We start from the raw sequence: 11282 nt of genomic DNA, 5'->3' as shown, positions 1-11282 counted from the left end.
ATTCGCCAGCGAAGAACTTGAAGATGTTGCCGGCACGGGTGGCCTCGCCAATGCCTTCGGCCTTGGTCTTGCCTTCTTCGCGGGCCAGCAGCGTGCCCAGCTCTTCGCGGCGGGCCAGGATTTCGGTGCCGATCTTGTCCAGTGCGTCGGCGCGGGCCTGCACATTGCCGGTCGACCAGGCGGGGAAGGCGGCTTGCGCCGCCTGCACGGCTGCATCCAGCTGGGCCGCGTCGCCCTGGGTGTACTCGCCGATGACGTCGGACAGGTTCGACGGGTTGATGTTGGGGGCGTAGCTATTGCCGGCCACCCAGGCGCCGTTGATGTAGTTGTCGTGTTTTTGGGTCATGGTGAAGCTCTAGGTGTTCCAGCGCAGGACCAGCGGGTCCAGCCGGCGTGCGATGTCTATCAAGCCTTTGCGCACCTCGGGGTGCATGGGCGGAAACGGGTGGCGCCCGGCTTCGCAGGCGATCACGCCGCCCTCGGCCATCAAGGCCTTGGCGGTGAGGATGCCGCCCTGGCGGTTTTCGTGGTTGATCAGCGGCAGCCAGCGCTGGTACAGCGTGAAGGCCTCGTCGTGCCGACCCGCGCGGTGGGCTTCGACAATCGGGCGTATGCCGTCGGGGAAGGCGCCGCCGGTCATGGCGCCGGTGGCGCCGGCGTCCAGGTCGGCCAGCAGGGTGATGGCTTCTTCGCCGTCCCACGGGCCTTCAATTGCATCGCCGCCCAGGCGGATCAGCTCGCGCAGTTTGCTGGCAGCGCCGGCGGTCTCGATCTTGAAGTAACTCAGCTGCTCGATCTCCTGGGCCATGCGCGCCAGGAAGGCTGCCGACAGCACGGTGCCGCTGGCCGGTGCGTCCTGGACCATGATGGGGATGGAGATCGCGTCCGACAGCCGGGCATAGAACTCGTAGATTTGCGCCTCGGGCACGCGGAAGGTGGCGCCGTGGTAGGGCGGCATCACCATCACCATGGCCGCGCCCATGTCCTGCGCGCGGCGGCTGCGGGCTGCGCAGATGGCCGTGCCGTAGTGGGTGGTGGTGACGATCACCGGCACCCGGCCGGCCACGTGTTCCAGTACGGTACGCGTGATGACTTCGCGCTCGTCGTCCGACAGCGAGAACTGCTCGGAGAAGTTGGCCAGGATGCAGATGCCATTCGAGCCGGCGTCGATCATGAAGTCGATGCAGCGCTTCTGGCCTTCCAGGTCCAGCGCGCCATCGGCGTGGAAGATGGTGGGCACGACGGGGAAAACGCCCTGGTAGCGGGGGGAAGAGCGGGAGGAGGGGGATCGCATGGTGCTCAATAGTGCTCGTTGATGTTGCGGAAGGGGCCGAACTTGGCGCGCTGGTAGGCCTGTGCCGGCTGGCCGGCAAAGTTCTCGGGAATCGCAAAGCCCTGGGGGCGCAGTGCCGCGTCGGGGTAGAGCTTGCTGCGGTTCGGGTTTTGCCCCCGCGGGGTGGTGTCGTCGTTCACAAAGGCAGCGATGTCCAGCGCCTCGGCCGGCGTGAGCTGCGGCTTGTCGGCGCTGGCGCCAAACGGCATGGAGGCGCGGATGTAGCGCGCCAGCAGCGGTACGGCAAACATATGGCCGGCGTTGTCATAGGTGTCGCTGCCAGCCAGCGGTGGGAACAGGTAGCCGCCACCCTGGTCGAAGTTGGGCTTGCGTTGGCCGGTCGCATCCACACCATGGCAGGCCTGGCATTTGCTGGCGTACAGCTTCTGGCCGCGCACCGGGTCGGCGGCACGGTCAAGGGCCTTCATGGGTAGCAGGCCCGCGCCGTCCATGGCGGCGTCAGGCAGGGTGTCCTGGGCCAGCCAGCGCAGGTAGGCCAGGACGGCCTGGAACTCGGGCGCCTCCACCTTGATGGGCACTGCGCCGGCGCCAAACATGCCCATGGCGCGTTGCTCCAGTGAGATGATCTTGCCCGATTTGATGTCGAACTTGGGGTAGTCGTTGACGGCGTTGACCAGGGGCAGGGTGAACTTCTTGCTGCCGGGCAGGCCGGACGGACCGGCCTGGTGGCAGTTGACGCAGTTCAGGCTGTTCCAGTTCATGCGCTTGGATGCATCGGGGGCCAGCTTGCCGACGCGGGTGGCGGTGTTGCGCAAGATGTCGATGCCGTCGCGGATCTGGTCGCCTGCCGGGCCTGCGGGAATGCGCGCCTCGCTGGGCTCGCGCCAGGGCTGCTGCGGCCGGGCGGCATAGCGCGCTAACAGGGCTTGCGCATCGGCGGTAGGCAATGCGTCGCCCACCTTGTGCGGGGCCACGTCGAAAGCCTGGGCGACGCCCGAGACACACAGCAGCAGGGATAACAAGGCGCAGCGCATGGGCTTATTCGACGATGTTGAATTGGTCGAGGAACTCGGTGTTCAGCGTCAGGCCCAGGCCCGGCGTGTTGTCGTCGAGCTGCACAAAGCCGTTCTGGGCCACCGGTTCGCCTTTGAAGATGTAATAGAACAGCTCGTTGCCGACTTCCACGTCGAACATCGGGAAGTATTCGCTCATCGGGCTGGCGATGGTGCTCATGGTCAGGTGGTAGTTGTGCATCTGGCCGGCATGCGGAATCACCGGCACGCTATAGGCTTCGCACAGCGCGTTGATCTTGTGGGCGGCGGTGATGCCGCCGACGCGGTTCGTGTCGTACTGCACCACGCTCACGGCCTTGCGCTCCAGCAGTTGCTTGAAGCCGTAGAGGCTGAATTCATGCTCGCCGCCGCTGATCGGCACGATGTTCATGGCGTTGAGTTCGGCATAGCCGTCGATGTCGTCGGCGATCACTGGTTCTTCCAGCCAGCGCGGTTCGTATTTAGCCAGCTTGGGCAGCATGCGCTTGGCGTATTCCAGGTTCCAACCCATGTAGCACTCGAGCATCAGGTCAGCGTCGTAGCCGATGACCTCGCGGATGGCGGCTACCGATTTCAGGTTCTCGGCCACGCCGTGTTGCAGGTGGGCCGGGCCGTAGCCAAAGCGCATCTTGAAGGCGGTGAAACCCTGGTCCTTGAAGGTCTGGGCTTCCTTCTGCATCTCGGCCAGATCGGTGCGGTACAGCTTGCTGTAGTAGCAGGGGATCTTCTCCTTGGTGCGGCCGCCCAGCAGCTTGAACACCGGCTTGTTGACCGACTTGCCGAGGATGTCCCAGATCGCCAGGTCGATGGCCGAGATCGCGCCCATGGTGACGCCCTTGCGGCCCCAGGCGTGGGTGGCGCGGTACATGCGCTGCCACAGGTATTCATAGTCCCACGGGTCCTGGCCTATGACCAGCGGCGCCAGGTATTCGTCGATGATGGCCTTGGCGATCTTGGGGGCCAGCGCCACATTGCCGAGTCCGACGATGCCGTCGTCGGTTTCGATCTCCACCACCGTCCAGGAGTGGAAGCGGAAGGTGCTCATGCTCTCGGTCTTGGAATACACCAAGTCCATGGCGTTGGAGCAGAAATTGCCTTGCGGTGGAACGGTCTTGCCCTTCCATTCGAAAACACGGGCGCGGACGGATTTGATTTTCATGCAGAGTCTCCTGTTTCAGTGGTTGTGCGTGGCCAGGCCCATGCGGGCGGCAATGCGGAATGCGTTGTAGGTGGCGTTGACGTCGGCCTTGCCCTGGCCGGCGATGTCATAGGCCGTGCCGTGGGCCGGCGTGGTGATGGGCACTGGCAGGCCGCCCTGCACGGTCACGCCCTTGCTGAAGCCCATCAGCTTGATGGCGATCTGGCCCTGGTCGTGGTACATGGTGACGATGGCCTGGTACTCGCCGTCGCGGGCCTTCAGGAAGATGGTGTCGGCCGGGAACGGGCCGGCGATGGCCAGGCCCTGGGCGTTCAGCGCGGCCACGGCCGGGGCGATGATGTCCACTTCTTCGCGGCCGCAGGTGCCGCCGTCGCCGCCGTGCGGGTTGAAGGCGGCCACCGCCACCTTGGGTGCGGCTACGCCCGCCGCCTGCAGCGAGCGGTAGATCAGCTGCGTGGCCTGCTGGATGCGCTCCTGGCTTAGGTAGCTGGCCGCGTCCTTTAGTGGGATGTGCGAGGACACGCGCGAGGTCCACAGGTCGCCCAGGGTGTTGAACTCGCAGAAATAGCTGGTCACACCCAGGTACTGGGCAAAGTGGTGCAGCTCGTCCTCGTGCTGCAGGCCGCCTTGCTTCATGGCGAACTTGTTCAGCGGGGCGAAGCAGATGGCATCCACCTCCTTGCGCTGGGTCGCGTCCATGCAGGCATTCAGCACCTGCAGTACCGACGCACCGCCAATGGCCTGGGCCTGGCTGCGCTGCACCTGGGCGGCGGCCACGGTGTCCATCGCCAGCCAGGCGGCCTGACTGCTGTCGGCGCGGCCGCGGACTTCGGCGAAGCTGCTGACCGGCGTGGTGGCTACCTGCACGCCGGCAATCTTTTGCCCATCGGCCCACAACCAAGGGTCGCCCACCAGCACGATGTTGGCGTGCTGGGTGGCATCGGTCTGGCCCAGCAGGCGGGCAATCAGCTCGGGGCCTATGCCCGCGGGGTCGCCCAAGGTGAGCGCGACAACCGGCACGGTAGCGGGTTTACGGTTTTGCATGGTTTCTCCTCAAATGCTCAATCTAGTTTGATGTTCTTGCGCTGGATCAGGTCGCCGAAGCGCTTGTATTCGGCGTTGTGGAAGTCCTGGAATTTGGCTTGCGCCATCGGCGTGATCTCGGCGCCTATGCCTTCCAGCCGGGTGATGGTTTCGGGCATGGCCAGCACTTTGTTGACTTCGGCCAGCACCCGCTCCTGCACCGCCTTGGGCGTGCTGGCCGGCATGTAGATGCCGTACCAGGCGCTCATCTCCACGCCTTTGACGCCGGACTCGGCCAGGGTCGGCACATCGGGCAGCTGGGCATTGCGCTTGGGCGCGGCCACCGCCAGGGCCTTGATCTTGCCCGCCTTGATCTGGCCGATCACCGAGGGCAGGGTGTCAAAGCTCATCTGCACCTGGCCGCCGATCAGGTCGACCATGGCCGGGCCGCTGCCGCGGTAGGGGATGTGGGTGATGAACACGCCGGCCGATTCCTTGAACAGCTCGGCCGCGATGTGCTGGGTGCTACCGGCGCCGCTGGTGGCGTAGTTCAGCTGGCCGGGCTTGACCTTGGCCAGCTTGATCAGGGACTGCACATCGTTGGCGCCCAGCGCGTTGTTGACCACCAGCACATTCGGCACCGAGCCGACGAAGGCCACGGGCACCAGGTCCTTGTTGCTGTCGTAGTTGAGCTTCAGCAGATGCGGCGCAATCGCCTGGGCGGTGGACACGCCCATCAGAAGGGTATGGCCGTCGGTGGATTTGGCCACCGCGTCGGCCGCCAAGGTGTTGGACGCGCCGGGTTTGTTTTCCACCACCACGGCTTGCTTGAGCAGCGGGCCGAGGCGGTCGGCCACGGCGCGTGCCATGGCGTCGGTGCCGCCACCGGGGGCCGAGCCGACCAGAATCTTCACGGGTTTGCCAGGCCATTCCTGCGCCAGCGCCGGGGCGGCGATGCTGCTGCAGGCCACGATGGCGGCAGCAGCCCATGCGGTGAAAGGAATGTTCGCCATGCTTGTCTCCAGATGTATTTATGGACTGCATCTTAGAAAGCCGATTGATTCCCGTATATTGAAAGAATTTGATGCATTGATTCCAAGGGGTTATCAAATGAGCGCCACCACCGACACCACTTCGCAGCTGCTGAACCGCCTGCGCATGCGCCAGATCGCCCTGCTGCTGGCCATCGACGAGCACCGCACCCTGCATGCGGCTTCGCAGCAGCTGGGCATGACCCAGCCCGCGGCCACCAAGATGTTGCACGAGCTGGAGGATGCGCTGGGCCAGCCGCTGTTTGACCGCGTCGGCCGCGGCCTGCAGCTGAACCCCGCGGGGCAGGCGGTGATGAACACCTTCCGCGGCATGCGCGGCACCATGGAGGCCTTGAACCGTGAGCTGCAGGCGCTGCGCCTGGGCGGCGCGGGCAAGCTGTTCATCGGCAGCATCATGGCCGCGTCGCCGGTGCTGCTGACCGACACCCTGATCCGCCTGAAGGACGAGTACCCGCTGCTGGCGATAGAGATTGCGGTGGACACCAGCGACCGGCTGATGGACCAGATGCGCGAAGGCGCGCTGGACGTGGTGATCGGCCGCATGCTGGGCCCGGTGCGGCAGAACCACCACTTCCGGCCGATTGGCGAGGAGCCGCTGTCCATCGTGGTGGCCACCGACCACCCATTGGCCGGCAAAGCCAGCGTGTCGTTTGACGACATGCTGCAGTTTCCGTGGATTCTGCAGCCGCACGGCAGCCCGATGCGCGAGGTGCTGGAGCAGGAGTTCCGCGACCACCACACCACCTTCCGCCGCGGCCTGATCGAGACCTCGTCGATCCTGACCACCACCAACCTGATCTTCAAGACCCAGATGATTGCGGTGATCCCCGAGTCCAGCGCCAGCCGCTACCAGACCCACGGCCTGCTGAAGATCCTGCCCTACACCATCGACCACAAGCTGGCCGCCTACGGCAGCATCGTGCGCAGCGACCGACCGGTCAGCGTGGCGGCCGCGCGCTTCCTCGAATTACTCCACGCCTAGATTCAAGCCTTTTAGGGCTCTAGCGCAGGTAGAGATTGCGCGAGAAGCTATAAATTATGTAGCTATTGCTGTCGCGGCAGCCAGCCCAATCCGGCCGTGGTGCCGCCGGCCACGGCGCCGCGCCGGGGCCGGTATTCGCAGCCCACATGGCCGGTGTAGCCCAGCGTGTCCAGCAGCGCGAACAGGTAGGGGAAGTGGACCTCGCCCTGGTCCGGCTCGTGCCGATCCGGCACGCCGGCGATCTGGATGTGGCCGACCCGGCCGGTCGGCAGATGCCGGCGCAGCTGCATCGCCAGGTCGCCCTCCATGATCTGGCAGTGGTACAGGTCCATCTGCACCTTGAGGTTGACCGCGCCCACGGCCTGCACGATCGCATGCGCCTGGTCTTGCCGGCTCAGGAAGTAGCCGGGCATGTCGCGGCTGTTGATGGGTTCGATCAACACGTCCACACCCGCCGCGGCGGCCTGCTCGGCGGCCCAGGCCAGATTGGCTTCGTAGCGCGGGCGCAGGCTGCCGCGGTCCTGGCCCGCCGGCACGATGCCGGCCATCACGTGGATGCGCGGGCAGGCCAGTGTCTGGGCGTAGTCCAGGGCCCGCCGGATGCCATCGCGGAACTCGGCCTCCCGGCCCGGCAGGCTGGCCATGCCACGTTCACCCGCATCCCAGTCACCCGGCGGGGCGTTGAACAGCACTTGGCGCAGGCCATGGGCCTGCAACTGCGCGGCCAGATCGGCGGCGGCGTAGGCATAGGGGAACAGGCATTCCACGGCGTTAAAGCCGTCGGCGGCGGCAGCGCCGAAGCGGTCCAGGAACGCATGCTCTGGATACAGCATGCTGAGGTTGGCAGCAAATTGGGGCATGCGGCTATTTTGCAGGCTTTTCAGGTCGTTAGCGCTTATTCTTCCTGCGCAGGTAGCTCTTTAATTGATAGCAACGTCGCTGTCTAGCCGCGCATCGGCCGCCAGCTCGCCAAGGGTCTGCACCTGCGCATACAGCGGTGTGAAGTCGGGCGCTGTCAGGTCGAACAGCTGCTGGAAGCTGTCGATCACAAAATAGGTTTGCTGGTAGCTGTCGATCTTGTAGCGGGTGCGCATGCAGCGCGTCACGTCCAGCGCCAGACGCTGCGGCTCGGGGCTGCGCACGCTGTGTTTCAGCTCGCCGGACGAACTGAGAATGCCGGCACCGTAGGCGCGCAAGCCATCCGCCTGCCGCACCAGGCCGAACTCGATGGTGTACCAGTACAGGCGCGACAGCTGTTCGCAGGCGCCTAGGCCGTGCGCCTTTAGGCCGCCCGCGCCGTAGGCCTGCATGTGCGCGGCAAACACCGGATTGAACAGCAGCGGCACATGGCCGAACAGGTCGTGAAACACATCGGGCTCGACGATGTAGTCCATCTCCTCGGGCGTGCGTATCCAGTCGGTCACCGGGAACTTGCGGTTCGCCAGCAGGGTGAAGAACGGCACCTCGGGGATCAGCCCGGGCACGGCCACCACCTCCCAGCCAGTGGCCGGGGTCAGGCGGGCGTTGATTTCCTCAAAGCGCGGAATCCGGTCCTTGACGCCCAGCAAGGGCAGGGCGGCGATGAATTCGTCGCAGGCCAGCCCCGGCACCAGGGCCGACTGGCGTTCATACAGCTGGCGGTAGGTGTCGTGGTCCTGCGCGGTGTAGGCCGCGTAATTCTGCGGGCAGGTGTAGTCGGCCAGCACCAGGCCGTCGCGCGCATAGTCGCCGCGCGGCGGCCGGCTGCCTTCGCCGTAGACCACCGGCGCGGGGGGCGTTAGCGCAGCCATTTGTCGGCCGTGCGTTGGTATTCGCCGGTCACCTGGGTCAGGTGCAGCCACTGGTCGACAAAGGCCTTCATGGGCACATCGCCGCGCGGCAGCAGATAGGCCATTTCACCGTACTGCAGCGGCTTGTCGGGGTTGACTGCGCACAGGCCGGGCTTGAGCTTTTGCTGCACCAGGGCCTCGGCAGCTTCGGTCACAAAGATGTCGGCGCGGCCTTGCAGCACCTCGTCAAAGATGGTCAGGTTTTCGGGGTGGATGGTCAGCGTGGCCTGCTTGTAGTTGGTCTTGGCAAACTTTTCGTTGCTGCCGCCGGGGTTGGCGATGGCGCGCACGCCGGGCTTGTCGATGTCGGCCAGCGACTGGAACTTGCCCACGTCGGCACAGCGCACGATGGGGGTCTTGCCGTTCACCATGTAGGCGGTACTGAAGAAGGCTTTCTTCTGCCGCTCGGTGGTGACGGAGATGCCGCCCACGCCGATGTCGCACTTGCCCGCCACCATGTCGGGCACCAGGTTCGCCCAGCTGGTTTTGACGAAGCTCACCTTGGCGCCCAAGGCCGTGGCCAGCGACTGCACCAGGTCGGCGTCTATGCCTTCGAACACGCCATCGGCGCGCAGGAAGCTGAACGGCTTGTAGTCGCCCGGGGTGCAGGCGCGCAGCACACCGGATTGCATCACGCTGTCCAGGGTGGACGGCGTCTGGGCCTGGGCGCACAGCGCGCTGCCTACGGTCAGGGCCAGGGTGGCGGCGGTCTTGCGGAGCGATGGTTTCATGGGAATTCCTGTAGGCGGTGGAGGAGGGTGATCGGCGGCAAAGCCGCCGTTACAACTGTAGGAGCGGGGGAAGGCATTTTTGCTGCAAGTTGGGGCCTGTGCATAGCCTCCCGTGCAGGAAGGTTGCAAAATACAGGCCATGGAAGCACTAGACAAGATTGACCGCCTGATTCTGCGCAGTTTGCAGGCCGATGGCCGGGCCACTTACGACCAGATTTCGGAGCAGGTCAGCCTGTCGCCCAGCGCGGTGCTGCGCCGCGTCAAGCGGCTGGAAGACACGGGGGTGATCGCCCGCTACGTGGCGCTGGTCAAGCCCGAGGCTGTCGGTCTGGGCCTAACGGCCTACTTGAACGTGCGGTTGGAGAAGCACACCGAAAGCCACAAGCGCAACCCCATGGATGTGTTCCGCGCTAGCGTGCAGACCTGGCCCGAAGTGGTGGAATGCGCGTCGCTGACCGGCGAGATGGACTATCTGCTGCGCGTGGTGGTGCAGGACATGGGGGCCTATTCGCGCTTCATCATGGACACCTTGCTCAAGCACCCGAGCGTGGAAGACTGCAAGACCAGCTTTGTGCTGGACCACGTCAAGGCGACCACAGCACTGCCTGTGTGAACCTTCAGGCGGCGTTCGCCACGCTGCGCAGCCGCAGGCCGAACGCAATCACCAGCGCGCCAAAGCCGATCGCATAGCCGGCAATCAGCCAGACCACGGCCAGCGCATTGCCCGGCGTAATGAACAGCAGCAGGCCGAACAGCACCGCCAGCACGCCCGACAGGATCAGCCGCCACTCGCCTTCAATCGACTGGCGCATGCGCAAGGCCGCCAGGATCTGGAAGCCGCCCATGGCGACCGACCAACTGGCCACCAGGGTCGACAAGGCCAGGCTGCTGGTGCCTGGCCAAAAAATCACCAGGCCCGCGCAGGCGCCGGCTGCGCCGACCAGCGCCAGCGACCACCAGGGGCGGTCTTCCTCGCGGATCTGGTAGGCGGTGAGCAGCGCCAGGAAGCCGTCGGCCATCACATACGCACCCCAGATCGGGGTCAAGGCGTCGAGTTCGCGGCTGGGGACCAGAAACGCCAGGCCGCCAAACAGCACGGCCACCGCGCCACGGAACACCACCCAGCCCCACTGCCGGCCCATTTGGGTCAAAAAATAATCCGTGTGTATGCGCATGAAAACGTCCCGTTTCTACTTTTGAATTCCATGCAAAGTTTATGCCGCAAAGCGTAATTTGTGAAATTTTCTGCAACGCTTTGTACACAATTATTTGGAAGAAAATGTGATTTCTTCAGGAGATACCGCTTTATTCGGCGGGGTTTCGTGCGGAACTGCCGCGCAAAACTGGGGAAAACCCTTATATTCGACGGATGCATGAATTGAAGCACCCGTCCCACACCTCTGCCGATGCCGGCCGGGGGGACCTGTGGCGTTCGCCCTTGGTACGCGGTGGCGTCCACGGCAGCCATGGCGCGGTGGCTTCTACGGTGGTGCCGATCCGCTCCCTGGGCGAGGGGCACCGCGAGCGCATCGCCAACCATTTGTTGGCGCTGGACGAGCGTGACCGCTACCTGCGCTTTGGCTACAACGCTGCCGACCGGCATATCCGCGACTATGTGGATGGCCTGAATTTCGAGCGCGACGACATCTTTGGCATTTACAACCGCAAGCTGGAACTGATCGCCATGGCGCACCTGGCGTATTCGGTGAACCCGCAGTTCAAGTCGTGTGCCGAGTTCGGCGTGTCGGTGCGGCCTCAGGCGCGCGGCCGGGGCTATGGCGGCCGACTGTTCGAGCGGGCCGTCATGCACGCCAGCAACGAAGGGGTGGACTTGCTGTTCGTCCACGCACTCAGCGAAAACACCGCCATGCTGAAGATCGCCCGCAAAGCTGGCGCCGTGGTGGAGCGCGATGGCGCCGAGACCGAAGCCTTTTTGCGCCTGCCCGAAGCCACGCTCGACAGCCGCATGACCGAAATGGTGGCCGAGCAACTGGGCCAGACCGACTACCAGCTGAAGACCCACGCCAAAAGCTTCTGGGACTTGCTGGAGGCCCTACAGAACGTGCGACAGGGCGTGCGCGAAGGCCGGCATAAATCGGCCATGTAAACCAAGCTGCACTAGCCAGCGTTACAGAGGGTTGTACTGGAATTTGCGCGGCG

13 protein-coding genes are annotated in these 11282 nt (G+C 64.8%); 3 read left to right on the top strand and 10 right to left on the bottom strand.

The features are described from left to right. The 6 genes from BLT66_RS14570 to BLT66_RS14545 form a co-directional block, all read right to left on the bottom strand. Positions 1 to 346: aldehyde dehydrogenase family protein (locus BLT66_RS14570; RefSeq protein ID WP_143029226.1), on the bottom strand; the 346-nt coding region annotated here is incomplete at its 3' end. 9 nt (positions 347 to 355) lie between these two features. Further along, positions 356 to 1294 (bottom strand): dihydrodipicolinate synthase family protein, encoded by a 939-nt coding sequence (locus tag BLT66_RS14565; protein ID WP_092758462.1) that lies wholly within the window; start codon positions 1292 to 1294, stop codon positions 356 to 358. A gap of 5 nt (positions 1295 to 1299) precedes the next feature. Further along, positions 1300 to 2328 (bottom strand): c-type cytochrome, encoded by a 1029-nt coding sequence (locus tag BLT66_RS14560; RefSeq protein WP_092758423.1) that lies wholly within the window; start codon positions 2326 to 2328, stop codon positions 1300 to 1302. 4 nt (positions 2329 to 2332) lie between these two features. Further along, on the bottom strand, positions 2333 to 3505 hold the full coding sequence (locus tag BLT66_RS14555; RefSeq protein WP_092758422.1) for an L-rhamnonate dehydratase: 1173 nt from the start codon (positions 3503 to 3505) through the stop codon (positions 2333 to 2335). Positions 3506 to 3520: 15 nt separating this feature from the next. Continuing rightward, positions 3521 to 4549: a 4-hydroxythreonine-4-phosphate dehydrogenase PdxA gene (locus BLT66_RS14550; RefSeq protein ID WP_092758421.1), complete on the bottom strand. Its 1029-nt coding sequence runs from the start codon at positions 4547 to 4549 to the stop codon at positions 3521 to 3523. A gap of 17 nt (positions 4550 to 4566) precedes the next feature. Further along, a complete protein-coding gene (locus BLT66_RS14545) occupies positions 4567 to 5541 on the bottom strand; it encodes a Bug family tripartite tricarboxylate transporter substrate binding protein (protein WP_092758420.1) in 975 nt (324 codons plus the stop codon). 97 nt (positions 5542 to 5638) lie between these two features. Here BLT66_RS14545 and BLT66_RS14540 point away from each other — a divergent pair, with 97 nt between their 5' ends. Further along, positions 5639 to 6562 (top strand): LysR family transcriptional regulator, encoded by a 924-nt coding sequence (locus BLT66_RS14540; protein WP_092758419.1) that lies wholly within the window; start codon positions 5639 to 5641, stop codon positions 6560 to 6562. A 62-nt stretch (positions 6563 to 6624) separates the two neighbouring features. Here BLT66_RS14540 and otnI read toward each other — a convergent pair whose 3' ends face one another. From otnI to BLT66_RS14525, 3 genes are read right to left on the bottom strand one after another with little or no spacing between them, the layout of a single operon-like run. Then, a complete protein-coding gene (otnI, locus tag BLT66_RS14535) occupies positions 6625 to 7422 on the bottom strand; it encodes a 2-oxo-tetronate isomerase (protein WP_092758418.1) in 798 nt (265 codons plus the stop codon). A 60-nt stretch (positions 7423 to 7482) separates the two neighbouring features. Then, entirely contained in the window at positions 7483 to 8352 is an 870-nt protein-coding gene (phhA, locus tag BLT66_RS14530) for a phenylalanine 4-monooxygenase (protein ID WP_092758417.1), read from the bottom strand. After that, on the bottom strand, positions 8340 to 9122 hold the full coding sequence (locus tag BLT66_RS14525) for a transporter substrate-binding domain-containing protein (RefSeq protein WP_092758416.1): 783 nt from the start codon (positions 9120 to 9122) through the stop codon (positions 8340 to 8342). The genes phhA and BLT66_RS14525 overlap by 13 nt, the downstream gene beginning before the upstream one ends. 139 nt (positions 9123 to 9261) lie before the next feature. Between BLT66_RS14525 and BLT66_RS14520 the strand changes: the two genes are divergently transcribed. Beyond that, positions 9262 to 9735: an Lrp/AsnC family transcriptional regulator gene (locus BLT66_RS14520; protein ID WP_092758415.1), complete on the top strand. Its 474-nt coding sequence runs from the start codon at positions 9262 to 9264 to the stop codon at positions 9733 to 9735. A gap of 4 nt (positions 9736 to 9739) precedes the next feature. Here BLT66_RS14520 and BLT66_RS14515 read toward each other — a convergent pair whose 3' ends face one another. Then, the gene (locus tag BLT66_RS14515) at positions 9740 to 10297 is read right to left on the bottom strand and encodes an HdeD family acid-resistance protein (protein WP_255406916.1); all 558 of its coding nucleotides are present in this window, start codon (positions 10295 to 10297) and stop codon (positions 9740 to 9742) included. Positions 10298 to 10491: 194 nt separating this feature from the next. Here BLT66_RS14515 and BLT66_RS14510 point away from each other — a divergent pair, with 194 nt between their 5' ends. Next, positions 10492 to 11229: a GNAT family N-acetyltransferase gene (locus BLT66_RS14510; RefSeq protein ID WP_092758414.1), complete on the top strand. Its 738-nt coding sequence runs from the start codon at positions 10492 to 10494 to the stop codon at positions 11227 to 11229. The last annotated feature ends 53 nt before the right edge of the window (positions 11230 to 11282 follow it).

It is taken from the genome of Rhodoferax sp. OV413 (assembly GCF_900104385.1).
Taxonomy (GTDB): Bacteria; Pseudomonadota; Gammaproteobacteria; order Burkholderiales; family Burkholderiaceae_C; genus Rhodoferax_B.
Note: the sequence above shows the minus strand (reverse complement) of the source record. Positions and strands in the feature narration are given on the sequence as shown.

Bases quoted from the DNA above. Each gene is read 5' to 3' on its own strand.
- BLT66_RS14565 (WP_092758462.1), bottom strand. From the start codon at position 1,294: ATGCGATCCCCCTCCTCCCGCTCTTCCCCCCGCTACCAGGGCGTTTTC.
- BLT66_RS14525 (WP_092758416.1), bottom strand. From the start codon at position 9,122: ATGAAACCATCGCTCCGCAAGACCGCCGCCACCCTGGCCCTGACCGTA.
- otnI (WP_092758418.1), bottom strand. From the start codon at position 7,422: ATGCCCCAATTTGCTGCCAACCTCAGCATGCTGTATCCAGAGCATGCG.
- BLT66_RS14520 (WP_092758415.1), top strand. From the start codon at position 9,262: ATGGAAGCACTAGACAAGATTGACCGCCTGATTCTGCGCAGTTTGCAG.
- BLT66_RS14560 (WP_092758423.1), bottom strand. From the start codon at position 2,328: ATGCGCTGCGCCTTGTTATCCCTGCTGCTGTGTGTCTCGGGCGTCGCC.
- BLT66_RS14510 (WP_092758414.1), top strand. From the start codon at position 10,492: ATGCATGAATTGAAGCACCCGTCCCACACCTCTGCCGATGCCGGCCGG.
- BLT66_RS14550 (WP_092758421.1), bottom strand. From the start codon at position 4,549: ATGCAAAACCGTAAACCCGCTACCGTGCCGGTTGTCGCGCTCACCTTG.
- BLT66_RS14555 (WP_092758422.1), bottom strand. From the start codon at position 3,505: ATGAAAATCAAATCCGTCCGCGCCCGTGTTTTCGAATGGAAGGGCAAG.
- BLT66_RS14545 (WP_092758420.1), bottom strand. From the start codon at position 5,541: ATGGCGAACATTCCTTTCACCGCATGGGCTGCTGCCGCCATCGTGGCC.
- BLT66_RS14540 (WP_092758419.1), top strand. From the start codon at position 5,639: ATGAGCGCCACCACCGACACCACTTCGCAGCTGCTGAACCGCCTGCGC.
- BLT66_RS14515 (WP_255406916.1), bottom strand. From the start codon at position 10,297: ATGCGCATACACACGGATTATTTTTTGACCCAAATGGGCCGGCAGTGG.
- phhA (WP_092758417.1), bottom strand. From the start codon at position 8,352: ATGGCTGCGCTAACGCCCCCCGCGCCGGTGGTCTACGGCGAAGGCAGC.